This is a genomic window from Thermostilla marina (assembly GCF_054657455.1).
This window is the reverse complement of sequence record NZ_BAAHYR010000001.1, coordinates 3,706,665-3,732,879: the sequence shown is the minus strand read 5'-3', so window position 1 is coordinate 3,732,879 and position 26,215 is coordinate 3,706,665. Positions and strand designations below refer to the sequence as shown.

Annotated in this window: 19 protein-coding genes; 14 read left to right on the top strand and 5 right to left on the bottom strand. The window is 59.3% G+C overall.

The annotated features are described in order from the left end of the window. Positions 1-304 precede the first annotated feature (304 nt). Positions 305-1,438: a formylglycine-generating enzyme family protein gene (locus ACYQ2I_RS13625; protein ID WP_460167569.1), complete on the top strand. Its 1,134-nt coding sequence runs from the start codon at positions 305-307 to the stop codon at positions 1,436-1,438. A gap of 128 nt (positions 1,439-1,566) precedes the next feature. On the opposite strand, the gene ACYQ2I_RS13620 is transcribed toward ACYQ2I_RS13625, so the two are convergent. Then, entirely contained in the window at positions 1,567-1,794 is a 228-nt protein-coding gene (locus tag ACYQ2I_RS13620) for a hypothetical protein (protein WP_460167568.1), read from the bottom strand. A gap of 233 nt (positions 1,795-2,027) precedes the next feature. Between ACYQ2I_RS13620 and ACYQ2I_RS13615 the strand changes: the two genes are divergently transcribed. The 5 genes from ACYQ2I_RS13615 to ACYQ2I_RS13595 all read left to right on the top strand — a co-directional run bounded on the left by ACYQ2I_RS13615 (position 2,028) and on the right by ACYQ2I_RS13595 (position 8,267). Next, positions 2,028-3,068: a zinc-dependent alcohol dehydrogenase gene (locus ACYQ2I_RS13615; RefSeq protein WP_460167567.1), complete on the top strand. Its 1,041-nt coding sequence runs from the start codon at positions 2,028-2,030 to the stop codon at positions 3,066-3,068. Between the two features lie 150 nt (positions 3,069-3,218). Further along, entirely contained in the window at positions 3,219-4,787 is a 1,569-nt protein-coding gene (purH, locus tag ACYQ2I_RS13610) for a bifunctional phosphoribosylaminoimidazolecarboxamide formyltransferase/IMP cyclohydrolase (RefSeq protein ID WP_460167566.1), read from the top strand. Between the two features lie 217 nt (positions 4,788-5,004). Continuing rightward, positions 5,005-5,769, top strand: a complete 765-nt coding sequence (locus ACYQ2I_RS13605; RefSeq protein WP_460167565.1) for a 3-keto-disaccharide hydrolase — start codon at positions 5,005-5,007, stop codon at positions 5,767-5,769. A gap of 68 nt (positions 5,770-5,837) precedes the next feature. After that, positions 5,838-6,650 carry a carboxylesterase family protein gene (locus tag ACYQ2I_RS13600; protein WP_460167564.1) on the top strand — a complete coding sequence of 271 codons (813 nt, stop codon included), beginning with the start codon at positions 5,838-5,840 and terminating at the stop codon, positions 6,648-6,650. Positions 6,651-6,755: 105 nt separating this feature from the next. Then, a complete protein-coding gene (locus tag ACYQ2I_RS13595) occupies positions 6,756-8,267 on the top strand; it encodes a sulfatase (RefSeq protein ID WP_460167563.1) in 1,512 nt (503 codons plus the stop codon). Between the two features lie 162 nt (positions 8,268-8,429). Here ACYQ2I_RS13595 and ACYQ2I_RS13590 read toward each other — a convergent pair whose 3' ends face one another. Further along, positions 8,430-8,825, bottom strand: coding sequence for a GlsB/YeaQ/YmgE family stress response membrane protein (locus tag ACYQ2I_RS13590; RefSeq protein ID WP_460167562.1), 396 nt, complete (start codon positions 8,823-8,825; stop codon positions 8,430-8,432). A gap of 333 nt (positions 8,826-9,158) precedes the next feature. Continuing rightward, positions 9,159-10,541 (bottom strand): Gfo/Idh/MocA family protein, encoded by a 1,383-nt coding sequence (locus ACYQ2I_RS13585; protein ID WP_460167561.1) that lies wholly within the window; start codon positions 10,539-10,541, stop codon positions 9,159-9,161. 302 nt (positions 10,542-10,843) lie between these two features. On the opposite strand from ACYQ2I_RS13585, the gene ACYQ2I_RS13580 reads away from it, so the two are divergent. Further along, positions 10,844-12,436, top strand: coding sequence for a hypothetical protein (locus ACYQ2I_RS13580; RefSeq protein ID WP_460167560.1), 1,593 nt, complete (start codon positions 10,844-10,846; stop codon positions 12,434-12,436). A 36-nt stretch (positions 12,437-12,472) separates the two neighbouring features. Here the strand turns inward: ACYQ2I_RS13580 and tadA are convergent, their stop codons facing one another. After that, the gene (gene tadA / locus ACYQ2I_RS13575; RefSeq protein WP_460167559.1) at positions 12,473-12,970 is read right to left on the bottom strand and encodes a tRNA adenosine(34) deaminase TadA; all 498 of its coding nucleotides are present in this window, start codon (positions 12,968-12,970) and stop codon (positions 12,473-12,475) included. Positions 12,971-13,139: 169 nt separating this feature from the next. Between tadA and ACYQ2I_RS13570 the strand changes: the two genes are divergently transcribed. The 7 genes from ACYQ2I_RS13570 (at position 13,140) to ACYQ2I_RS13540 (ending at position 25,045) form a co-directional block, all read left to right on the top strand. Then, positions 13,140-13,961 (top strand): sugar phosphate isomerase/epimerase family protein, encoded by an 822-nt coding sequence (locus ACYQ2I_RS13570; protein ID WP_460167558.1) that lies wholly within the window; start codon positions 13,140-13,142, stop codon positions 13,959-13,961. A 365-nt stretch (positions 13,962-14,326) separates the two neighbouring features. Beyond that, entirely contained in the window at positions 14,327-16,240 is a 1,914-nt protein-coding gene (locus ACYQ2I_RS13565; RefSeq protein ID WP_460167557.1) for a sulfatase-like hydrolase/transferase, read from the top strand. A gap of 161 nt (positions 16,241-16,401) precedes the next feature. Next, the gene (locus ACYQ2I_RS13560; RefSeq protein WP_460167556.1) at positions 16,402-17,406 is read left to right on the top strand and encodes a sialate O-acetylesterase; all 1,005 of its coding nucleotides are present in this window, start codon (positions 16,402-16,404) and stop codon (positions 17,404-17,406) included. Positions 17,407-17,518: 112 nt separating this feature from the next. After that, positions 17,519-18,532, top strand: a complete 1,014-nt coding sequence (locus ACYQ2I_RS13555; RefSeq protein WP_460167555.1) for a DUF2961 domain-containing protein — start codon at positions 17,519-17,521, stop codon at positions 18,530-18,532. A gap of 14 nt (positions 18,533-18,546) precedes the next feature. Next, the gene (locus ACYQ2I_RS13550; RefSeq protein ID WP_460167554.1) at positions 18,547-21,744 is read left to right on the top strand and encodes a GH116 family glycosyl-hydrolase; all 3,198 of its coding nucleotides are present in this window, start codon (positions 18,547-18,549) and stop codon (positions 21,742-21,744) included. 204 nt (positions 21,745-21,948) lie between these two features. After that, entirely contained in the window at positions 21,949-23,307 is a 1,359-nt protein-coding gene (locus ACYQ2I_RS13545; RefSeq protein WP_460167553.1) for a M60 family metallopeptidase, read from the top strand. Positions 23,308-23,395: 88 nt separating this feature from the next. Next, entirely contained in the window at positions 23,396-25,045 is a 1,650-nt protein-coding gene (locus ACYQ2I_RS13540) for a right-handed parallel beta-helix repeat-containing protein (RefSeq protein WP_460167552.1), read from the top strand. A 65-nt stretch (positions 25,046-25,110) separates the two neighbouring features. Here ACYQ2I_RS13540 and floA read toward each other — a convergent pair whose 3' ends face one another. Then, positions 25,111-26,130, bottom strand: a complete 1,020-nt coding sequence (floA, locus tag ACYQ2I_RS13535; RefSeq protein ID WP_460167551.1) for a flotillin-like protein FloA — start codon at positions 26,128-26,130, stop codon at positions 25,111-25,113. Between the last annotated feature and the right edge of the window lie 85 nt (positions 26,131-26,215).

Genomic DNA, 26,215 nt, shown 5'->3' with positions numbered 1-26,215 from the left:
GTTTCGGCGACTGTGTCGGCGAATCCGAAGGAAGAACTCGAGGTTCTCAAGCGGCGACCGCCAATGGAAGTTCCCGCCTATACCGTAACGGTCGTTGCACGTTCTCCCGGCGAATCTTGCTGACGGTTTTCCGGGAATCGCATGCAAACGACGACCCGATGTCGAGAGTCGCAGTCTGAATGATGCATCGGATCGTCGCCGAGAAAACGGGCGAATAAGGGACTCGGTGGAGAGTGATTCGCCGCGGCGACGCTGACTGCGGAGTGGTATTTTCCTTTGTCTTGCAGGAGCGAGGTACGACTGTATGCAGTGGACGAAGAAGTCATGGGCCGGCCTGATTGCGGCGGCAGCGATCCTGGGAATGGGGTTGTGCGCGGGCGCTGCGTTGGCCGACGAGGGCGCGCCGAATCCTGAACTGGACCCGGTTTTGAAGTGGCTTCCGAAGCCGTACCCGGTGCCCGACGCCGAGGCCAAGACCGAAGCCGAAATGAAACCCTATGCCGAAGTGATCGTCGGCACCGATCTCAAGATCGAGATGGTCCCGATCCCCGGCGGTAAGTTCATCATGGGAAGCCCGGAAGACGAAGAGGGACGCAAAGAAGACGAAGGTCCGCAACACGAGGTCATCATCGAGCCGTTCTGGATGGCCAAGTACGAAACGACCTGGGACTTGTATGAAACCTGGTCGTTCGAAATGGACATTCAGCGCCGCAAGATCGAGGGCAAAGAGCCCACCGAATGGGATCGTTTGGCCGACGCCGTCGCCCGACCGACCAAGCCCTACACCGACATGTCGTTCGAGATGGGTAAGCGGAACAAGCCGGCGATCTGCATGACGCTGTACGCCGCTCAACATTTCTGCAAATGGTTGTCGGCGAAGACCGGTCGTTATTATCGCATCCCGACCGAAGCCGAATGGGAATACGCGTGTCGAGCCGGCACGACGACGGCCTATTCCTTCGGCGACGATATGGACGATCTCGACGACTATGGTTGGTACTACGACAACAGTGACGACGAGTACCACGAAATCGGTGAGAAGAAGCCCAATCCGTGGGGCTTGTACGATATGCACGGCAACGTCGCCGAATGGGTTCTCGACCAATACGTTCCCAACGCGTATGAAACGTTTGCCGGGAAGACCGTGAAGAACCCGCTCGTTCCGGCGGTCAAAGAGTACCCGATCGTCGTCCGCGGCGGTTCGTGGCTGGACGATCCGGAAGATTGCCGCAGTGCAGCGCGGCGTGGGTCCGACCCCGATTGGAAGATGCAAGACCCGCAGATTCCGCAAAGCATCTGGTACTTGACCGACGCGCCGTTCGTGGGCTTCCGTGTTGTTCGACCGTTGCGAGTGCCGACGGAAGAGGAAGCGAAACGTTACGAGCCCGATCCCAAGATCCTGCTCGAGTACCGTGCCGCGCAGGGCGGGAAGGAGTAGACGCCTCTTTGAGGCATCGGTAACGACCTAGAAACGCGGTCTTCGGTCGCTACGTGGCCGAGGACCGCGTTTGCTTTGGTAGAAACGTATTGGCACCGTGCCGGCTTTGCCGGAAGATCGTGTCCCGTTCATTTGGCGCCCAAGTCACGCTCGATCTCTTGTGCTTGGCTGCTGTAAGATTCGACATCGGTAGGCGGAGTGTCCTGTCGGGCTTGCCTGGCGAGGATGGAGAGCGAGCTGGGAGGATCGGCGACGCCGCGCAAGTTCCAGCTCGAGCATCCCGTCGTCACCGTCGAAGCTGTCGCGAGCATTCCCAAGACAACTACAACAGGAAATCGGAAGCGACTTCGGTTCACGTGTGTCTCTCCTAGGCGGATTGTGAACGGTCGTAAAGTTGGCGGCGAATTTTCTTCATCTGGCCCAAACGCTGCAAGTGCAGTTTTGTGCTCGTCTTGATGGAGCTTTCCAAGATTGTGCATTTTGCGTGTCTTGATTCTTCGGTTGTGACTTGTCGGCTACACGACCGCTCGCCTACACTAGCGACGTGGAAAAAACCCGTTTTCCGGTCGTCGCGGAGGATACGCATTCGATGAAAGCACTTGTCCTGACCGCTTACAACCATCTGGAAATCCAAGAAGTGCCGGATCCGGTACCCGGCAAAGATGAGGTGCTGATCCGCGTGCGGGCGTGCGGGATTTGCGGCAGCGACGTACACGGGATGGACGGCAGCTCCGGCCGGCGAATTCCGCCGATCATCATGGGGCACGAGGCCTCCGGCGAGATCGTCGCGCTGGGGGCGGACGTCGGTGATTGGAAAGAAGGAACGCGGGTGACGTTCGATTCCACGATCTATTGCGGGCGGTGTTGGTATTGTCGTCGCGGCGCCGTCCATTTGTGCGATCAACGCCGCGTGCTGGGCGTATCGTGTGACGAATATCGCCGTCACGGGGCGTTCGCCGAGTACGTCGTCGTGCCCGAACATATTCTGTACGCGCTACCCGACGATGTCGGTTTCGTCGAGGCCGCGATGGTCGAACCTCTTTCCATCGCACTCCATGCAATTCAGCGGGCACCGCTGCGTCCGGCCGATACTGTGGTGATTTTCGGGGCGGGGACGATCGGTCTGATGCTCGTTCAAGCCGTGCGGGTTTGTGGTGCGGGGAAGGTGCTCGTCGTCGATCTCGAACCCCGGCGATTGGAGATTGCAGCAGAGCTCGGGGCCGATCATGTGCTCGATGCCTCCGCCATGGAACCCGCGGGCATTTTGGAAGCCGTGTTCGAGCAAACGGAGGGGCGTGGTGCCGACGTCGTCTTTGAGGCAGTTGGGGTGAAGCCGACGGTTTCTTCGGCGATCGACGCTGCACGCAAGGGAGGTTGCGTCGTGCTCGTCGGAAATGTGACGCCGAACGTGGAGCTGCCGTTGCAGCGTGTGGTCACGCGGGAGATTACGTTGGCCGGCTCGTGTGCGTCGCAGCACGATTATCCGCGGTGCCTCGAGTTGCTCGCCCGCAAGGCCGTCCAAACTGCGCCGCTGTTGAGCGGCGTTGCTTCGTTGGAACAGGGGCCCGAGATGTTCCGCCGGCTGCGTGACAATTCGGAAGGCCTATTGAAAGTCGTGCTCGAACCGTAAATAGCTTCCTGGGATGGGGTATGCCCACCTGATGGATGGGTTGAATCTTGACCGATGTCAGGCGGCCCCCTACACTGAGCCTTTTGGTTGGTCGCGCGTTCGGGCACGGCTTGTTGTGTGTCGTAACCGATTGGGATCCAAGGAGTAACGATGGATACGCTTCCGATCCGCCGAGCGTTGATCAGTGTCAGCGACAAGCTGGGACTCGGCGAGTTTGCACGTGGTCTGGCGGCCTGCGGTGTCGAGATCTATTCGACCGGTGGTACGCGTAAGTACTTGGAAGATCAGGGGATTGCGGTGCACGACGTGTCGGCGTACACCGGTTTTCCCGAGATGATGGATGGTCGGTTGAAGACGCTGCATCCGAAAGTATTCGGTGGGATCCTGTGCCGTCACGATCGAGAAGACGACATGGCGGCCTTGCAGGAACACGAGATTCTGACCTTCGAATTGGTGGTCGTCAACTTGTATCCGTTCGAGGCCACCATCGCCCGGCCCGATGTGACCGAGTCTCAGGCGATCGAAAAGATCGACATCGGCGGGCCGTCGCTTGTCCGAGCCGCAGCGAAGAACCATGCGTTCGTCACGATCGCGACCAGTCCGTTGCAATACGCCGAGATTTTGTCGCAAGTCGAATCGCAGGGGGGCACGAGCCTCGCATTACGGAAACGATTGGCAGCCGAGGCGTTCGCGCACACGGCCAAGTACGATCAGGCGATTTCGGGATGGTTTGCGGGACAGACCTCTGAAGGCCCGTTCCCGGGGACGTTGACGGCCACGTACCGTCGCCAGGCTGTGTTGCGTTACGGCGAAAATCCGCATCAACTAGCGGCGGTGTACGCGGCCTCGAATCGCCGGGGACCGAATCTGATTTCGGGCGTGCAGTTGCACGGGAAGGAGTTGTCGTACAACAACCTTCTCGACCTGGACGCGGCCCTCGAGATCGTACGTCATTTCGATGAACCTGCGGTGGCCGTGCTGAAGCACAACAATCCGTGCGGGGCGGCGGTGGCCGATACGCTCGTAAAAGCGGCCGAGAAGGCGATGGCGGGCGATCCTGTCAGCGCATTCGGTTCGATCTTGGGAATGAACCGCATCGTCGATGTCGAAACCGCCGAGCTGCTGGCACAGCCGGGATTGTTCATCGAGGCGATCGTGGCGCCCGACTTCCAATTGGGGGCGTTGGAAATCCTTACTACCAAGCCGAAGTGGCACAAGAACGTGCGACTGGTGAAGGTAGGCGAGCTGGATGATCAACGCGAACGATGGACGTATCGCTACATCAACGGCGGGCTCTTGATGCAAGAGGCCGACAACGGCCCCGATGATCCTTCGGAATGGAAGGTCGTCACCGAGGCCAAGCCCGACGAGACGCTATCCGCCGATTTGCAATTCGCTTGGGCGATCGTTCGATTCCTGAAGTCGAACGCAATTGCCTTGTGTAAAGACGGGATGCTGGTCGGGGCCGGGGCGGGACAAATGAGCCGGGTCGACTCGGTCGAGATTGCGATCAAGAAGGCGGGTGATCGCGTGGACGGTTCCGTGTTGGCCTCTGATGCATTCTTCCCGTTCCCTGATTCGATCGAGCATGCGGCGGCCGCGGGCGTGAAGGCCGTGATTCAACCCGGAGGTTCGATCCGCGATCAGGAAGTCATCGATGCCTGCAACAAGCACGGGCTGCCGATGATCTTCACCGGCCGGCGGCATTTCCGCCACTGAAGGGGATTCCGAGTTGTCGCCCCCGGATTTTGTCCGAGTCGTCATGAAGCGGAAACCTCGGGCAAACTTCGGGGGTTCTTTTTTGCGCCGAATTGGATTCGTTGTCGGAGAGGTGCAATTTGCGGCGATGCAGACTATGATCGAAACCGGTCGGGGCAGCGAGAAACGGGCCGACCTTTCGATGCCGAGGAGTACGCACGTGAGGATGACAACAGACATGTTTCGGTATTGGTTGCTTGGGGTGTTGATTTTCGTCGGGACGGCGATTTGTGTGTGCGGCGGTCGTGCCGTGCGGGCGCAGGACGAAACATCCGATACGATTTGCTTGTTCGACGGTAAGTCGCTCGACGGCTGGATGGTCAAGTGCCGGCCGCAAGACGACGACAAGCGGGGGTATTGGAAGGTCGTCGACGGGACGATTACGGCCGAAGTGCCCGAGGGCAGTAAGCATCATTACATCTGGCTGCTCACCAAGGACGAATTCGACGACTTCGAGCTGACGCTCGAAGTGCAAACCTATTCGACCTCGCGGGGAAACAGCGGCGTTCAGTTGCGTAGTCGCTATGACGACGAGGCCGGTTGGCTGGACGGCCCGCAGGTGGATATCAATCCGCCGGGTCCCTGGCGGTGTGGGTTCATCTACGACGAAACCCGCGAAGCCAAGGTGTGGTTATGGCCCGACGTGGGGCGGCCGGCCAACGCCAAGCCGGAACACGCGCCCCGCGGGTGGAAGTGGTTTCACGCTGACGATCCTCGGCACCCCGATGCTTGGAATACGATGCGGATCGTGTGTCGTGGAACGCACATTCAGACGTTCGTTAACGACGTACCGGTCGCCGACTACGACGGTGCGGGACGCTTGGACGACGAGGCACACCGTGCGCACGGCGTCGGTTTGAAAGGACACATCGGGTTGCAAATCCATCCCGGCGGGCCGTTGCTGATCCGCTTCCGCAATATCGAACTGAAGCCGTTGAAATAAATGATGACCGAAGCAGAGCGATATCCTCTTCAACCGGATTCGCAAGGCCATTGTGTAAGGGATGAGTGATGAGAAAAGCGACGTTTCCACTGGTTGCATTGATGGGAGTGGGGGCACTCACGGCGGCGTGTGCGGCCGCGCATGCGCGCGCCGAAACGGTCGAAGAAACGTTACGTGCACGCATGGAAAAACGGGTATATCGCAACGACGCGGGAGAATCCTTGCCGTATCGTCTGCTGGTGCCGGAAGGTTACGATGCGGGCAAGAAGTATCCGCTCATCTTGTTTCTCCACGGAGCGGGCGAACGGGGCGACGACAACGCGTTGCAACTGAAGCATGCGCAGGTATTGCACTTGGCCGCCGACCCGGCGCATCCGTGTTTCGTCGTGGCGCCGCAGTGTCCTGTGAATCGAAAGTGGGTCGAGGTGGCCTGGAGCTTCGACAAGCCGCACGAAACGCCTGAAAAGCCCTCATACGCGATGCGGTTGACGTTGGAAATCCTCGATGCTCTGGAGAAAGAGTTTTCCATTGATCCCGATCGCCGCTACGTGACCGGCTTGTCGATGGGCGGTTTCGGGACGTTCGACATCCTCGTGCGGCGGCCGAATTATTTTGCCGCGGCGATTCCGTTGTGCGGTGGTGCCGATGACGGCCGCGCGGCGGAATTCAAACACGTGCCGATATGGGTGTTTCACGGAGAAAAGGATCCGGCGGTACCGGTCGCCCGCTCGCGATCGGTCGTTGCCGTATTGAAGAACCTCGGGGCCGACGTGCGCTACACGGAATACCCCGGGGCAGGGCACAATATCTGGGAACGTGCTTATTACGAGCCGGGATTGCGAGAGTGGCTTTTCGCGCATGTCCGCAAACCGGCCGAGTAGCGTGAGAAGCAATCGGCGTACCGCGTTGGGAAGCGGGGGAACCGTGGAAAGGTGGTCGTTGCGCCGCCGTAAGTTCCGTGTTTCGGATGATGAGGAGTTCCCCCTATGAAGCGTTGGATCATTGCCTGGTTGAGCGTCGTCTCGTGCGGTATGTTGGTCGCCGGGGTCGGCGCCTGGAAGACGGCCGAAGCGGCACCGCGTCCCAATGTCGTGTTCATCTTGGCCGACGACTTGGGCTACACCGATTTAGGGTGTTACGGTAGTCGCTATTACGAAACGCCGAACATCGACCGCATGGCGGCCGAGGGCATGCGTTTCACCGACGGATACACCTGCGCGGCCAATTGTCAGCCGACGCGGGCGGCCTTGATGAGCGGGCAGTACGGCCCGCGGACGGGCGTTTACACCGTCGGCGGAATCTATCGGTTTCCTTGGCCGGTACGCCCGTTGCGTCCCGTCGACAATGTGACGGAACTACCGCTTGAAAAAATCACCATCGCCCAAGCGCTCAAACGTGCCGGCTATGCCACGGGAATGTTCGGTAAATGGCACTTGGGGGAAGATCCCGAGCATCATCCGGCCGCTCGCGGGTTCGACGAAGCGATCGTTTCGGCCGGACGCCATTTCAACTTCACGACGAATCCTCCCGTCAAGTATCCCAAGGGGACGTACTTGGCCGATTTTCTGACCGATCGGGCGATCGATTTCATCCAACGCCACAAAGACGGCCCGTTCTTCCTCTACTTGCCGCACTTCGGCGTTCACAGTCCTTGGCAGGCCAAGGAAGAGTGGATCGCGCATTTCGAGCCGAAAAAACCTGTCGGCGGACACCATGATCCGGTTTACGCGGGTATGATCGCCTCGGTGGACGAGAGTGTCGGGCGGATTTTGAAAACGCTCGACGAACTCGGCCTCGGCGAGAACACCCTGGTCATCTTTTCGAGCGACAACGGCGGCGTCGGCGGTTACTTGCGGGAAGGAATCAAAGGACGCGACGTAACCGACAACTGGCCCTTGCGCGGCGGCAAGGGGACGTTCCACGAGGGCGGCATCCGGGTGCCGTACATCTTTCGCTGGAAGGGCCGCATTGCCCCCGGTACTGTGTGTCATGATCCGATCAACAGCGTCGATTTATATCCCACGTTGTTGGAGATCACCGGTGCGCCGGTGCCGAAAGACTACGTGCTCGACGGCGTAAGTTACGCCTCGCTGCTGTTCGGCGGGACACCGGCGGAACGCAATCGCGGGCCGTTGTTCTGGCACTTTCCCGGTTACTTGGGATCGGGTGATTTCACGTGGCGGACGACGCCGGTCGGTGTCGTTCGTGACGGTGACTGGAAATTGATGGAGTTCTTCGAAGATGGTCGCCTGGAGTTGTACAACCTCAAAGACGACCTGAGCGAGCAGCACAACTTGGCTCAGGCCGAACCCGAGGTTGCCTCGCGGCTGTTGAAGACGCTCCACGATTGGCAAAAGGCAATCAAGGCGCCGATGCCCACGCCGAACGAGCACATCTACCCGCTCGACGAGTGGAAGAAGCTGTCACCGGAACAAAGACTGGCGGCTCAAAAGGGGAAGCCGATCCCATCCGGCAAGGGCTCCAAGAAAGCCAAGTGACCTAGAGCGCCCGACCGGCGATTACCCGGCCCGAGTCGTCCGGCGAAAGACGCTAGCGACACTCGGGCTTTTATGGTGCGCTCCGTCAGCGGGATTCGTCATTCGTTTTTTGAGGATCGAGCCATTTGGGGGCAGGGGTTGCCGGTGAGCGGGCGATCGGAATCAGCGATAGACGTATTCGTATTCCTCGTCGGCGTATTCGTACTCGTCGTCGTCCGTTTCTTCGTCGATCCCGCGGACGAAAAAGAAGTCGGCCGCCACCAGCAGGAGGAAACGGTAACCGATCAACAGCACGATCGCCGCCCCCATCGACACCAGAAAACCGAGGGGGCTGATGGGGTTGAAGTTTTCCAAGGGTAGTGCCGAGGTGAGCACCAACGGACCGACCATGGTTCCCAATATGCCCACTACCAGCACCCCGAAGGGGCCTCGTGGTTCGCGACCGGGAAGGATCGTCTTGGCCAATAGGCCCACAACGGCTCCGAACCCGATCCACACGAGGACCAGGTAGACCCATTGCAGGGCATCGGGCGATAGTTCCAATTGAGCGACGATCATGGCTTTCGGCCTCGAACGCACGCCACAGCACGATTGCCGACGTTCGTCGTCGGCCCGTCGGTGTCGCGCAAAGTCTTTCCTACGTCTGTCTTCGGCCTGATCCGATTCGACCGACGAGCCGAGGAGCAAATCGCGGTAGTGTCGCGGTGATCGCGCGACTTGCCGCGGGCGGAACGATCGACACCGAATCGCCGCTTCAATCCCTACATCTTGCCGGGCAAAGAGGAAAACTTACCGGATCATCCGACGGAATCGACCGGCGAAAGATTCACGGTGGTACCGCTTCGACCGATTGCGAGTGGAAACCGACAAGAGGAACGACACGTTCCGCCGTTACGCGTTGCGTACATCGGGGACACGGTACGGTTCCCGGTACGCGCGGCGGAACAGCGTCATCGCCTCGTCATCGTCACGGAACGTTTCCGTCTCGGGATCGATGTGTAGAACGCGGCCGCCGAGGCGGTAGCTGATGTTCGCGTAGAGAACCAACAAGGTACTGCGGTGACCGATCTGGATGTCGGCGTTGGGACGCTGCCGCGACCGCATGCACGCGAGGAAGTTCGCTTTGTGTTCCGGATCAGGAAATCGACCGTAGGCTTGTGCCTTGACGACCGGCTCACGGTTCTTGGGACGGTCGAACACCTGCCAACCGCCGCCGTGCCGTCCGACGACCATGACGCCTTCGCTGCCGTAGATCTCGATCCGTGTGGCACATTGCGACCACAAGGGAAACATGTCGCTGTTACGGACCTCGGGATCGATCTTGAGCATGTACGGTGTGTACAACGTCAATTCAAAGCTGACCACCAGATCGTCAAATTCATAGGTGGTGATTTGGGTATCCGGCGTTTCGGCTGCCCCTTCTGAATGAAACCGCCCACCGACGGAACGGACCGTTTTGGGCAGTTCGACACCCAGCAGCCAGCGGGCCAGATCGACCTGGTGGATCGAGTCGTTCACGGCATCTCCGCCGGAGTACCGCCAAAAGTGATGCCAATGATGGTGATAGGTGGGGTTGTATGGGCATTCCGGCGCGGGACCGTTCCACATGTCCCAGTTCAGTCCGGGCGGTGCCGGTCGGTCCGGTTCCCAGGGGAAGTTCGGCATCCCCTTTTGGTTCAGGATCCGGCAGAAGTGGATCTTTCCGAGCTTGCCTTGTTCGATGTATCGCTTGGCCTCCATCGCGTAAGGGGCGCTGCGCGATTGCGTCCCGACTTGAACGACGCGGTCATATCGTCGCGCCGCGGCGACCATCTGTTGCCCTTCCCAAGGTGAATGGCAGGCCGGCTTTTCGACGTAGACATCCTTGCCCGCTTGACACGCCCACACGGTTGTGAGCGCGTGCCAATGGTCGGGCGTCGCCGAAACGATCGCATCCACTTGGGGATCGTCGAGCGCGCGGCGAAAGTCGTCCAGCGGTCGACATTCGACGCCGGGTTGCAACTGTGACAACGTGCGGGCGGCACTTTCGGCCCGGGGACGGTTCGGATCGCACGCATACACGACTTGGCAATTCGGCTGTTCGGTAAAGCCGGGGCCCAACGCGCTGCCGCGACCCCCGCATCCCACCAGTGCCAAGCGGATGCGTTCACTTGCGGGGGCGCCGAACACCGATGCGGCGTCGACCAGGTACGAAGCCGCGACTGCGCCGACGGCACCTTTCAGCAACGTGCGACGATTCGTGCGCCGGTTGTTTCGGGGGCGAAAACGCGTCATGGCATTGGTCCTCGAACGTAGTGATGGGAGCAGTTCGCCGACAAAACGGCCGTCAACGGCGCGCTGCATCATACATGCACGATGAAGGCGTCTCAACGAACTTGTGAATTTCCACGTGTGGAAGTGAACCGGCTCGTTCACGCGACCGATTGTCGACGGTCGACAATGTGCCGCGCGAAGCGTTGCTTATCTTGTGGGAACAGGGAGATTGCTTGACCGGCCGTCGGCACGCGACTAAAGTCGAGCCGCACAATCGTGAAGCGAACTACCGTTGGAACGGCGGACAGAGAAAGGGGGAAACGATGACGTGGGAAGGGAACCGTCGTCGGTTTTTCGGGGTCGGGCTAGGTGCCGTTGCTACCGCGAAACTGGTGATATCGGGACGGGCCGCTGCTGCGGAACGCAACGTTCCTGCCGATGATCCGTTGGAACGATTCCGACAAGCCTGGACGGCAAGACTGCCTTGGGATCGCATTGTCGATTTGACGACGGTTGACGGCGCAAACTGGGACGAGCGTCTGGAAAGGGCGCAGGTACTGCTTGCGCACCAAGGCGGTGGTGTGGTCTACTTTCCGCCCGGCGAGTACAGCTTCCACGAGTCGATTCGGTTACGGGACGGCATCATTTTACGCGGTGCCGCGCCCGAGAAGTCGGATGCCCGCAGCGAAGCGTATGCACCACCTTCCCGCATCGTGTTCCCGAAATATATGCCGATCTTTTCGGGGGATGGAACGCCTGTCGCATCGGCCTTCAAGGGAATCGTGCTCGACGATCCGGCGGGCGCTTCGAATTGCGGGGTCGTGTTTTTGGCCATTGATCACGGGCACATTCATTTTGCCGAGGCGGAAGAACACCGTTGCGGAAGCAATCGGTTCGTGTGCGGATGCGTATTGACCAACGCCGCCGTGTGCAGCCCCGACGTGCCGAACTTGAGCGTGGGGCAAAAGCCTTGGCAACGATTTACGCAAAGACACTTTGCGGCGATCGGCATCTATGCTGAGGAAAACGTCCTCGTGGCCGCCAACCGTCTGCCGCCCAGTGATCATCATTTCGTCATGCCCGATTACGTGCTTCGCGGGCGCGGGAAGAGCGGGCCGGTGCGGATGGACGTGGTTTTCGATTACGACAATCGACCCGGAATCAAGGTCAACCATTTTTGCATCGGGGCCCCCGGCGGAGAGGAGCCGAGCGGCACACCTGAAACACACCCGTTCGGTTTTCGAAAGGGAACCGTGATCGTCGAGAACTACATCTACTCGACGGGACGGGCGGCAATCGCGTTCGCCGGTGACGGCGTCGTCTGTGCGCACAACGTCATCCGATTCAAGGACGACGTGTACCGTCCCACGACCGACGGCATCGGGACGACCTCCGGTTCGTCGACCAACGACAATCGCGCCGTCGAGATGCGAGGGTATCGCTGGATTCTCGAAGGCAACGATTATCGGGTGTATCGCAATTGGGCGGCCGACCGCAAGTACAAGATCAACGACGGCGAAGGCCTGATGCACGAAAACCACTGCAACTCGGCCATCGTCGACAGCGTGTTGGTGGGGAATCGTGGAAACACATATCTCTCGTTGTACAAGACGGGTCGCATCGACGGCCTCTTGGTCGAAAACAACGACATTCGTGTCGACGAGAAGTCTCGCGACGGTGTGAATCGAACCGTGGCGATCATGGTCGACGCCGATCATTCACCCGAGCGTAGGGGGCCGTGTCGAAACGTAAAGATCGTCGGCAACACGACCTCGGGCGGGATCTTGTTGGGCGGAAAGCCGAGTTCGAAAAACGAGATTCGTGACAACAAGAATGTCGGCACCGAGTCGGTCATCACGTTGCGGGCGGAAGCGATGGTAAAAAACAACCGCGGCTACCGCGTCGAAAAAGCATGACAAACACCGACGCTATTTGTCCGTCGACCGGACCGGTCATTTCTTGCCTTCGGCCCGCTTGCGGCGGAAGAACTCGGTGAGGATCGCGCCGCAAGCCTCCGCCTCGACTCCGGGAACGACTTCGCAGCGATGATTCAATCGCTGGTCGGTCAGTAGGGAGTAGAGCGATTGAACGGCACCGGCCTTCGGATCGGCGGCACCGTAAACGACCGTCGGAATCCGGGCTTGGACGATCGCACCGGCGCACATCGGGCACGGTTCGAGTGTGACATACAAAATGCAATCGTCCAGTCGCCACGAGCCGAGCGATTCGGCCGCTTGCGTGATGGCGATCATCTCGGCGTGCGCCGTCGGATCACGAAGTTGTTCCCGTTGATTGTGGGCCGCGGCGATCACTCGCCCCTGGTGCACGATTACGGCGCCGACCGGCACTTCGTCGGCCTCGAAAGCCGCTTTGGCTTGCTTCAAAGCCAATCGCATGAAGTGCACGTGCGGTAGCTGGTCGTGTTCGGGCGGATCGTTTGGTCGGATCATGAGGCAATGCGGTAACGTGAAGCTGGAAGGTTGATCGCTCGGATTACATCCGCGATTCGCGATGGCGTGGGGGTGGCCGACGGGCCACCTTGCCGGTATTCTACACACTATCTTTTCGGCTGTCTTTCGCCCCGAAATCTCCCCGAACCTGCCAAGGAGTGCGATCCTCATGCGTTGGGCCGTCTGTAACGAAACGTTTCAAGATCGTTCGTTGGAGGAAGGATTCGCGTTCGCTGCGGAATGCGGTTATCGAGGAATTGAGATTGCGCCGTTTACGCTTGCGCCGTTGATTACCGATCTTTCTGCGGCACGCAAGGCCGAGATCCGTAAGGCGATCGAATCGGCCGGGTTGGAATGTGTGGGGTTGCACTGGCTGCTGGCCAAGACGGAAGGGTTTCACGTGACGACCGCCGACGCCGACGTGCGCCGGCGTACGGCTGAGTACCTGGGCGCGTTGGCTCGCGCATGCGCCGAGTTGGGAGGTCGCGTTCTCGTGTTCGGGTCCCCGCAACAGCGGAATATCGAGCCGGGCATGACCTACGAACAGGCGGTTGATCACGCCGTCGAAGTGATTACGGCTGCGCTGCCGGAATTCGAGCGCGCAAACGTCGTACTGGCCTTGGAACCGCTTGGGCCTGAAGAAACGAATTTTTTGACGACGGCCGAAGAAGCCGTGCGACTGATCGAGCGAATCGGTTCGCCGAACGTCCGTTTGCACCTGGATTGCAAGGCGATGTCGACCGAGCCGCAACCGATCCCTGAAGTCATCCGGCAGAACGCGCAATACTTGGCGCACTTCCATGCGAACGACCCGAACCGGCAAGGGCCCGGGTTCGGTGAGGTCGATTTCGTACCCATCTTCCAAGCGCTTCGCGAGATCGATTATCGCGGTTGGGTGTCGGTCGAAGTGTTCGATTATTCACCGGGTATCGAACGCCTTGCTCGCGACAGTCTGCGCTATATGCAACAGTGCCTTGCCGCCGTTTCGTGACGAAGCAAGGGCGTTTCGTTCGGGCGAAACGGCTGTCCTGCGAGAATTCCTCGGTGAGTTTCCTGCTGCGCCGAAGGATACAGCCGACATGGAATTGTCGAGGCGGTCATTGCGCGCCGGCTAGTGCGCTTCGCGGCGCTCAAACGAGATTGCGGTGCGATTTTTCAAATTGCCGCAGAGCGGTGTTTCCGCTGTTCGTTGTTGTTCAATCGCGCGAATAATCGTGTCGGCGTGGCCGGAAAATCCTTGACTGACCAAACATGGCGGATTAGCTTTACTTTGTCGACAATGCACGGTCGGCGGCGAGGAGCGCGTTTGGCGTGCGTCGCCGAGCGGTTGTCGGCGCATCCGGAGGAGGTTCCCCGATGAGTGTGTGTCGATTTTCGGCAATCATCCTGGCGACGGTCGTCCTTTTTATCTGCGGTTCGGCGGCCCGGTTCGCGACTGCCGCGGACAAACCCAACATCGTTTATATCGTTTCCGACGAGTTGGGGTATTACGAGCTGTCGTGCATGGGGCATCCCCATTTCAAGACGCCGAACATTGATCGGATGGCGGCCGAAGGTATTCGATTTACCCAAGCTTTGGCAGGGGCTCCCGTTTGTGCGCCCACCCGCTGCACCTTATTGACGGGCAAGCACATGGGGCACGCTTCTGTTCGAAACAATCCCGGCGGCACCCCGATCCGTGCTGAAGAAGTGACCATCGGCTCGATGCTCAAGCAGGTGGGCTATGCCACCGGCGGTTTCGGTAAATGGGGAATCGGCGGACGCGGTTCGACGGGCGTCCCGGAGAAACACGGGTTCGACATTTTCTTCGGCTATTACGATCAGGTGCATGCGCACTCCTACTACACGCCTTACCTGTTGTGCAACAGCAAAGAAGTTCCTTTGCCCGGAAATCACGGCTTGAGCGTGGGCGAGACCTATTCGCATTACGTGATTTGGGAACAGGCCAAGAAGTTCATTCGTGAAAATCACGACCGGCCGTTCTTTTGCTACTTGCCCATCACACCGCCGCACGGCATTCACGACATTCCCGAGACCGACCCATCGTGGCAGTTGTACAAAGACAAGCCCTGGCCGCACGAGGCCAAAGTGTATGCCGCGATGGTGAACATGGTGGATCGGAACGTCGGCGAATTGTTGGCGATGCTGAAGGAGTTGGGGATCGAAGATAAAACGCTGGTTTTCTTGACCGGTGACAACGGTGCCGCGCCGTACTTTGCCGATGCGCAGCATCCTCGTGGTTTTCATGCCGGGAATGTTAATCCGATCACCGGCGTCGAATTCCGTGGTGGGAAGGGCAACCTGTACGAAGGCGGCTTGCGCGTGCCCGCTGTCGCCCGATGGCCGGGACACATCGAGCCGGGGCGCGTGAGTGATCTGCTGTGGTATTTTCCCGACATCATGCCCACGATCGCGGAGCTGGTGGGCGTCGAGCCGCCGAAGGACATCGACGGCATTTCGATTTTGCCGGAATTGATCGGCGAAGATGAAGCCGGGCATGCGCAACAACAGCACGAGTTCCTTTACTGGGAGTACGGGAAGCAGCGCGCGGTTCGGATGGGAAACTGGAAGGCGATCCAGCCCGGCACGAACGCCGAATGGGAGCTTTACGACCTGTCGAAGGATATTTCCGAGACGACCAATGTCGCTGCCGAGCATCCCGATATCCTCGCCAAGATGATCGCATATGCCGAGGCATCGAGTGTTCCCGCCGAGCCGGGGACGTTCCTTCAGCCCGAGTTGAACGAAAAAGACCGGCAAGCGAAATTCGGCGACCAGAAAGGGCAACCGAAGAGCAAGGTGAAAACGGATTTGCCGCGAGAGGGATTGGTACCTTACCGGCAAATGAAAATCGTGTCGGTCAGCAGCGAATCGAAGCATAACGGCCATTTGGCGATCCACGCGATCGACGGCGATCCCGCCACGTGGTGGCATAGCGAATTTGCGCCGGAGCTGCATGGTCATCCCCACGAGCTGGTGATCGATATGGGCAAGCGATATGTCGTTCGAGGGATCGCGTACTTGGCTCGGCAGGATTCGGGCTTCAACGGTACGATTGCTGAATGCGAAGTTTTCGTGGCCGATTCGACCGACTTCGACGGAATCGAGCCCGCTAAGGTAACGTTCAAACAAACGAAGAAGCCGCAAAGTGCCGAGTTTTCCCCGCGAACGGGCCGGTACGTGCGCATCCGCACGTTGTCGGAAGTCGGCGGTCATCCGTGGGCGTCGGCGGCCGAAATCGGGATCGTTGGAGAGCCGGCCGAGGAGTGATCGGCCGCCGCCTATTGCGATGAGGACATCGTGGGCGATCGGACCGACCCGATATCGGCAACCGGCAGCGATGCGCGGCGCAGTTACGGCGAAACGAAAACGTGTTGCGCTTCCGACAGGTTGTCGAGATCGAGTTCGGTTTTTGAAGGAGTTCGTCCACGATGTTCCCCCGAATCGTTGCGTTGGTATTGGCGAGTCTGTTTCTGTTTCCCGCCTGCGGACAGGCTGCCGACAATCTTCCCGTCAAGGTGTTCGTGCTCATCGGCCAATCGAACATGCAGGGCCAAGGGGCGGTCGGCACGCTCGATTGGCTGGGTGAAGATCCGACCTACGGCCATCTGCTGGCCAAGGTGAAAAAGCCCGACGGCACCTTTGTCGAACGGGACGACGTGTGGGTGTATTACCCGCGTCGTGAGGGCGAATTGAAAGTCGGCAAGCTGACCGTCGGCTTTGGCGCCAACGACGAAAAGATCGGGCCGGAGCTGTTTTTTGGTCACGTTGTGGGCGACTATCTCGAAAACCCCGTATTGATCGTCAAGGCCGCTTGGGGCGGAAAAAGCTTGGACGTCGATTTCCGGCCTCCCAGCGCCGGAGGAGAGGTCGGCCCCTACTACACGCAAACGATCGAGATCGTCAAGCAGGCGGTAGCGGCGCTTCCGGAGATCATTCCTGACTATGACGATCGCGGATACGAGATCGCAGGGTTCGTGTGGTTCCAGGGATGGAACGACTATGTGAATGCCGATCGTGTCGCCGCCTACGAAAAGAACATGGCGTGTTTCATCCGCGACTTGCGGAAAGACTTGGGCGTGCCGAACGCGCCGTTTGTCGTCGGCCAACTTGGCGTGGGGGGAGAAGAGTCGGCGAAAGAGAATCCCCGGATGGCCGATATCCGCAAGGCCCAGGCGGCGGTCGCCGACTACCCCGAATTCAAAGGCAATGTGGCCTCGGTGCCTACGTGGAAGTACTGGGACAAAATTGCCGCCGATCTGGTCAAAACGTACTGGATCAAGCGGAGATGGACCAATCCCGAGGCACAAGAGAAGTTCTCGAAGATGGGCAATCAGCCCCCTTATCACTACCTGGGAAACGCGAAAATCTTTTCGTTGATCGGCTACGCTTTCGGTGAAGCGATGGTCGATCTGCTCGAGAACGCGAAGAAGTAGCGGTTGTCGGTATCGGGTGACCGGCAATCGTATCTGCGGTGATTCCGAAGCGCGTCGGCGGTTGTCGCCGACGACGTATCAGGGGCATATTGTGCGCAAACAGGAGCCGAAAATGATCGACGAAATGGTTTTCTCGAAGTGTCGGCTGTATGCAGCAGCGGCGCTGATAGCCGTCTTGGTTGTCGGACACGGCGTCTCGGCCGAATCGCCGTCGACTCATGTCGCGAAATTGAAATCGTTTGGAACCTCCGGCAAAGCCGTGTATCCGTTTACCGAGGGAAGCAAGACGGAGGCCGAATTGTTCGCCTACGAGGGAGCCGGTTGTTTGACGCACATGTGGTTCGGCGGCAACTGGCCGGGATGGGAAGAGACGCGAATCCGCGTGTATGTGGACGGCGAGGAGAGTCCCTCGATCGATTTCGAACTATTCCTGGGACACGGTATCGGATTCCGCGACGAATTCGCCCCCTGGGGAACGAAACGCATCGGCAAGACGGGGCAACCGTCGGGTGTCTACAACACGTACCGAATTCCGTTCGGAAAGAGTGTGCGGGTGACGGCCCAATTGGCGCCCGGCGACGACAAGAACAAACGATTCTGGTACATCATCCGCGGTGTCGAAAACATGCCGATCGAGTTCGGTGGCGTGCGATTGCCGGAGACGGCTCGGCTGCATCTCTACAAGCGAGAGAACTACACCGCCCAGCCGCTCGAGGAATTCGACATCGTCGATGTCGAGTCGGCGGGAATGCTTTATCAAGTCACGATCGCGGCCCGCAGCACGGCGTTCACATTCTTGGAAAGCTGTGTGCGTGCTTACTTTGACGGGGCAACCGACCCGGTGTTGCTCTCTTCGGGGCTGGAAGATTACTTCCTCGGCACGTATTTCTTCAACCGCGGCATGTACCACACGGATGTTGCCGGCTTGACGCACATGGACAAAGAGGATCACAGCTTTTCGGCATACCGGTTTCACGAGGAAGATCCGATCTTTTTCCAAAAAGGGTTACGACTCACACTGCGTTGCGGAGAGCAAATCGGGAATCAACGCCACAATCCTCGGCTGCAAACCTGGAGGGCGCCGCCGACCACGTACACGACGTACGCGTGGGTTTATGAGTGGTAAACGAGCGAGGTCGAATGGTGCGTTCACTGGGGTATGTATTGAATGCGAGACACATGATGAAGAAAAAGACGCGGGTACTTGTAACGACGGCCGTCGTGGTGTGTTGCCTTGCCGCCGTGATGGAGACGAGCTATGCGGCTGAAATCGGGAATCATCCGTCTCCCGACGAAATCATGGCAAGCCTGATGCTCGACAACGGGGGAAAGACGGAGGTCGTGAAGCGATTCCCTGATAGCTTTCCCGAGGTGTTGACGGCTCGGGGAAAACCGATCATCTATACCCGCGAAAACTCGAAGAATTTCGAGTACATCGGCATGCCGATCGGCGGATTGTGCGCCGGCCAGTTGTACCTGGGCGGCGACGGTAAGTTGTGGTTTTGGGATATCTTTAATCTCAATTACAAGATCGGCCATTTGAAGGGGGTCGACGCGTATCAGTATCCGTACGAACGCAGCAAACCGAACGAAAAGGGGGCTCTCGCAATCGAGCAGGGGTTTGCCGTAAGTGTCGTGACCGACAAAGGCAAAATCACCAAGACACTCGATCGCGACGGCATTCGCGATATCGCCTTTCTGGGCCAGTATCCCATCGGCGAGGTGACGTACCGCGACCCGGAATTGCCGGTGGAAGTGCGTCTCGAGGCGTTTTCGCCGTTCATTCCGCTTGATTTGGATGATTCGAGTTTGCCCGCGACCGTACTGTGTTACACGGTCGAGAATACCTCGGCCGATAAGGTGGCCGTCGAGTTGAGCGGATGGATGGAGAATGCAGTCTTGATCGGATCGCGGAAACGCGGCCTGGAAGGAACACTGCGCAACCATGTCGAGCCGCTCGAAAACGGCGGGTTGCGGCTCGTGTGTACGGCGGAGGCGGCAAAAGCCGATTCGTCCGCGACGCGGCGCGACGATATCGTGCTGGAAGATTTTGAAAAAGGGTTTGTGAATTGGACGATCCAGGGCGACGCGTTCACCGGAGACGGCGTGCCGAACTACCATCAGCAGCCGTTGCGCGGATACCACGGCAAACGGCTGGCCGATTCGATGTACGGGAACACGGCTTCGCGCGTCAGCGATCGTGCAACCGGCAAGCTGACGTCACAGCCGTTTACGATCGACCGAAAATACTTGTCACTGTTGATCGGCGGCGGGAATCATCCCGGCAAGACGTGCGTGAACGTGCTTGTCGAGGGCCGAATCGTTGCCGCCGCCACCGGCAGGAATTCCGAGACGCTTGCGCCGGCGGTTCTCGATCTTAGCCGGTATCAGGGAAAGCAGGCCGTCATCGAAATCGTCGACGCAGAAACGGGCGGCTGGGGGCATGTGCTCGTCGACGACATCGTACTGACCGATCGCCCGACGCAACCGGTGGATCTCGAATCGTTGCCCGATTTCGGCACTATGACGTTGGCTGTCTTGGGCGGTCCGGGAGAAACATTTGCACTGCCGGGCGAAGATACGGAATGTTCGCTGTCGGCGACCGAACCGTTCGTCGGCAAACTTGGGCGGCGAGTGTCGCTTGACCCGGGCGAAAAACGACAGGTGACATTCCTGCTTACGTGGCACTTTCCGACAACACTCGTGTTGCAAGGTAAGCCCGAAACCCGTTACTACGCGAAACGATTCGTCGATGCAGCAGCCGTCTCGGACTTCGTCATCGATCGATTCGAGGAGCTCGCCTCGACCACTCGCTTGTGGCGCAAGACTTGGTACGATTCGACGTTGCCGTATTGGTTCCTCGATCGCACGTTCTTGAACACCTCGATCTTGGCGTCGAGTACCTCGACGTTGTTCCGCGATCGGCTCTTCTACGGAACGGAAGGCGGAAACCAAGGGCCTGGGACGTGCACGCACGTTTGGGGCTACGTGCAGGCGATGGGAAGGCTGTTTCCCGACTTGGAGAAGAGTTTGCGGGAACAAGTCGACTTTCGCCATCGTAAAGACGGCGGCGCCATGGACGACGACGGAATCATCAATTTTCGCTGGTTTACCGGCGGACTGGCTGTCGACGGACAATCGGGCGTCATCCTGAGGACGTATTTGTGTCATCAGATGTCGCCCGACGATTCGTGGTTGAAACGCGTCTATCCAGGCGTCAAACGTGCGATGCAGGGGCTCACACAAGCACGTGACGCCGATCACGACGGCATTTTGACCGGCCCGCAACACAACACATTGGATGCCGCATGGTACGGAAAGGTCACGTGGCTTAGCTTGCATTACACGGCGGCACTGCGGGCGACGGCCGAGATGGCCGACGAGGTCGGCGATCATGAATATGCCGCTTTCTGTCGCCAAACGGCGGACAAGGGACGTGAGTACATCGAAAACCACCTTTTCAACGGCGAATACTTCTTCCACGAGGCTGATCCGGAGCATCCTGAATCGCCCGGTATTTACAACGGATGCGAATACAGCCAGCTCTTCGGGCAAAGCTGGGCGTACCAGGTCGGACTGGGGCAAATCCTGGATCCGGTCAAGGTGCGAACGGCGCTCGAGTCACTGTGGCGATATAACTTCTCGACGGATGTGGGACCGTTCCGCGAAGCGCATCCCGCCGGTCGATGGTTTGCGATGCCGGGCGAAGGCGGCCTGATCGCTTGCACGTGGCCCCGCGGGGGAAGCGAGGTGCTCAAGAAAGGCAATCCGCACTTTGCCGCCTACAACAACGAATGCCAGAACGGCTACGAGTATGCGGCCACCAGCCTCATGATGTGGCACGGAATGCCGTATCATTCCCTGGCCCACGTATGGTATATGCACAACGATCGCTATCACGGTTCGAAACGGAATCCGTGGTGTGAGATCGAATGGGGAATCCACTATTCCCGTTCGATGGCCGGTTACGGCCATTTCATCGCCGCGTGCGGATTCGAATATCATGGTCCAAAGGGCTACATGGCGTTCTCGCCTCGCATTCGGCCCGAGGACTTCAAGGCGGCCTTCACCGCGGCCGAGGGATGGGGCACCTACCGGCAACTGTGGACGGAAAGCAAGGGAATGTGTACCGTCGCGCCCCTTTGGGGAAAACTACGATTGAAAACCTTTGCCGTGGATGTGGCAGAAGGCGTCGAAGCAGATCGAGCCGAAGTGACCCTCGCCGGGCGAACGCTGCCGCATGCTGTGACCCAGGAAGGCCGACGCGTCGTGATCACGTTGGATCAACCGGTGATTGTTCAGACGGGCGAAACGTTCGACGTCGTCTTGCATTGGTGATGCGTCTTCGCTCCGGCGTTCGTTGTTTCTAATCCTACGACGTTGCTTTGCGGCACCGGTGCAATTACGCTCACCAATGTCGTTTTCGTCGAACGGCGAAGGCCGTTTCGAAACGGCGCGTTGCTCCACGTTGAATAGCCATCCGCGGACAGAAGGTCCCGCCTGTCCATCGTTTCTTCGATTTTTAGGAGTCTAACGAAAGCCATGTCGAGAGTGCGTTTCGAATGGTCGAGGCATGTACGGTTTTTTGCTTCGGTTGCGTTGAGCACGTCGCTGTTGATGATGGGGGCGGCTTGGGGCCGTGACGTGCCGATCAAGCATAAGCCCGTGCAAGCCGTGCCGCCGGATCCGTCGGCCGAAGCCTTTCCGGGAACCGTGCCTGAAGATGCACCGCGCATCGTGCGAAACGTGCTCATCGATTGCAGTATTCCGCGGTGGCACAGCACAGGGGTGTACGCGGCGCCGGGTGAGGCGGTGCAGGTACAGGTTCCGCCGGCCTGGGCAAAAGCAAACCTGCGATTGCGAATCGGCTGTCACAAGGATCGGTTGCGTGAACCGAAGAAGCGGCCTTCGGAAATCACCCTTTCCGTGCCGATCGACAAGCCGGTCGTCGGTGCAGCGAATCCTTTCGGCGGCCTCGTCTATATCGAAGTGCCGAACGAGGTGCCCGCTGCGCTCGCGAGAACGCCGCTTGCCGTGCAGATCATGGGGGCTGTGCCGTCGCCGTACTTCGTGTTGGGGCGAACAACGAATGCACAATGGCGCGACGAACTGCGATCGCTTCCGGCTCCATGGGCAGAATTGGCGGGCCGGAAGATGATTCTGACCGTACCCGCGGAGTTGATTCGCAATCTCGACGATCCCGAGGCGTTGATGACGTTCTGGGATCGCGTGGTGGAGTGCCAGGACGAATTGGCCGCCACCACTCAGCGGCGGTCGCCCGAGCGAATCGTTCCCGATGTGCAAATTTCGGCCGGGTACATGCACTCGGGATACCCGATCATGGTGCAGTACCGATCGGCGCGCGTGATGGTCGACCTCGAACGCCTGCGAACAAACGGTCACGGCGACGTGTGGGGCTTTTTCCACGAATTGGGGCACAACCATCAGTCGTCGTGGTGGGTATTCGGCGGCAGTGTCGAAGTGTCGTGCAACTTTTTCACGCTCTATTGCATCGAGAAGTTGTGCGGCAATCAAAACCTGCGACGAGAGGCGAGGTGGGAGTACTGTGAGAAACGGCTGAAAGAGCACCTGGCGAAAGGCGCGCCGTTCGACGAGTGGCGTCGGGATCCGTTCTTGGGGTTGCAGACGTTTCGTTTGTTGCAGCGGGAATTCGGTTGGGAGCTTTACCGCGACACGTTCCGTGCCTATCAGCAATTGCCTCCGACCATGCGGCCTCGAAATGACGATGAAAAACGCGACATGTTCATCGTGATGCTGTCGCGGACGGCAGGTCGCGACTTGACGACCTACTTTGAAAAGTGGGGATTTCCCGTTTCGGAAGCGGCGAAGGCCCAAACGGCGTCTTTGCCGGTTTGGTTGCCCGAGATCATGCAACCCTGACGTGTCGGAATGGGGGCGGGCAATCGAACTGTGAGATGTCGGCAACAGGGGTGTTGCCGTGGTGTTTCGTTGTGGGGGAGGACGAATCATGTTCCGTCATTGGGCCGCATGGCTTTGTTGCCTGGGGACCGTTTTCTGTGCCGATTGTGTGATCGGGGCTCCGCCGGTCACGGAGCCGATCGCTTATCCGACGTTTCACTGCATCGGGTTGTACTGGTCGCCGCCGGGAGGGACGCGGGAACGCGACGTTCTCGTGCGGTTTCGCGAGAAAGGATCCGCGGAATGGCGAGCCGGATTGCCGATGCGCTACAATCCGATCGACGATACCGACGAGGACTTGGCCGACTATCGCGGCAGCATCGTTCATTTGCAGCCGAATACGACGTACGAAATCGAGTTGACGCTCGAAGGAACGAATCGGTCGACACGGTGCGAATGCACGACGTGGAACGAACATTTTCCCGAAGGGAAGACGGTTCGCGTGACGTCGAGAAGCGAACCGCTGGTCATCGACGAATCGGGATCTCCCGACGCCTGGCGCGTTTACGACGGAAGAGGTGCCGTCATCGACGTGAAACACCGGCACGATGCCTGCATCACGATCGACGCGTCGTACGTGATCGTGCGAGGTTTCACGCTCAAGGGAGCAGGTAGCGAGTCGAACAAGAGCGGATCGCCGATCGGCGCCGTTCGGATCGACGGCGGACACGACATCGTGATCGAAGATTGCGACATCTCCGACTGGGGGCGTCTCGATCCCGAACGCGGCTTCGGATTCAACATGGATTCGGCGATCCTTTCGCGCTCGTCCACGCTGTCGCGGTTGATCGTGCAGCGTTGCCGAATGCACCATCCGACCTACGACGGCAGTACATGGTACGAGCCGGTTCATCCCACCCATACCCGCGGACCGCAGTGTATCTCGCTGTTCAACACGGCGGGAAATCACGTTATCCGCTACAACGAGTGCTTTTCCGACCTCGAACACATGTACAACGACGTCATCGGCGGCGGGAGCAACGCGAGCTACCGGGGATCACCCAGTCACGATTCCGACATCTACGGAAACTTCATCGGCTATTGCTGGGACGACGGGCTCGAGATCGAAGGGAGTAACCGTAATGTCCGTGTGTGGAACAACTACATCTATCAGTCGATGATGATGATCGGCAATGCGGCGAGTTCGATCGGGCCTCTGTACATTTGGAACAACGTCGTCGAACGCAGCCAGTCGCAGCCCGAGGCAGGCGGCGGCAACTTCCTGAAGATGGGGTACGCTCACGGTGAAGAGTGGATTCGAGGCTATACGTATGTCTTTCACAACACGATGTTCCGCGGCGACGGTTGGTTGCCTACCGGCGGATTGGGCGGGAATCGCATCGTCAAACACACGATTTCGCGGAACAACATTCTCGAGGTACGATCGCCCGAAGGAAGATCGCTGAGCGAAGCACCGCAAAACACGAACAATGATTACGATTACGATCTGTACAACGGGCGGATTCCTGACGGTGCCGAACCGCATGGTATTCGCGGTGTGCCGGTGTACGAACCGGGAGCCGGCTTCGATCGAGACACGATGACCGGCAAATTTCGACTCTCACCGACGAGTCTCGGCGTGGCGGCCGGAGAAGCAATTCCCAATTTCAGTCCCCAGGGAGTGAGCAAGCCCGACATCGGGGCACACCAGCGCGGTGCCCCGCCGATGCGGTTCGGAATTTCCGCAGCGTCGCCCTGACGGACGGCCCGATGGTGGGGTCCGGGCCATGCGCTCGACAAACCGACTGCATCGCCGGGCCGGTTCTATTCGGAGCCTTGCGATGGAGGCGGCATCGTCGGTCCGTGGCCGGTAATCGACGCCAATCGCTCGATACGCCCTTGGCGGAAGGCCTCGGCCATGGCAAGGGGAACTTGGGCCTCGGCGGCGACCACCTGAGCACGATTGTAGGCGACTTTCGCTCGCATCTCCTGACCGCGGGCCATCGCCAAGGCACGTCGTTCTTCAGCCTTGGCACGGGCGACCCGCATGTCGGCTTCGGCCTGATCGGCTTGGAGCCGTGCGCCGATGTTTTGCCCCACGACGATGTCGGCAATGTCGATCGACACGATCTGGAACGCGGTTGCCTTGTCCAATCCCTTGTCGAGGACGGCTCGGGAAATCATCGCCGGATTCTCCAGCACCTCGAGATGCGTATTCGCCGAACCGATCGAGGTAATGATTCCCTCGCCCACGCGAGCGATGATCGTTTCTTCCGTTGCACCACCGATGAGAGATTCGATCTTCGTTCGAACGGTCACGCGGGCGCGCACGCGTAGTTCGACACCGTCTTTGGCAATGGCCGAGAGCATTTGTCGGCCCGAACGCGGATCGGGGCAGTCGATGACTTTCGGGTAGACGCTCGTCCGCACTGCGTCGAGCACGTCGCGCCCGGCCAGGTCGATGGCTGCCGCCTGGTCGAAAGTGAGCGGCAACTGGGCACGATGCGCCGCGATCAAGGCGCTGATGACGTTCATCACGTTGCCGCCGGCCAAATAATGGGCTTCGAGCTTGCGGGTCGTCACACCGCCCTCGCGGCTGCTGCTGAGACCGGCCTGCACGGCCATGATCTTGGCTTTGACAATCAAGCGGGCATTCACCTGACGAAGACTCATCCCGACCAGGCTTAGGATCGAGATCCGAGCGCTGGACATGTACGCCTGGAACCAGAGCGAGCCGTACATCAAGAGGATGATAATGAACACCAGCAGGAACAACCCGGCCACAACCGCGATGCCCGCCCAGATCATCCAGGGAGGAACTTGAGCCGTCAGGAACGGGAACATCAGGGCGACTCCTCTCTTGTGAACGACAAGATGCCGGGGCAAATTCGACCGGTTCCGTGCCCCCCGGCGGTTGACCCTAGGATAC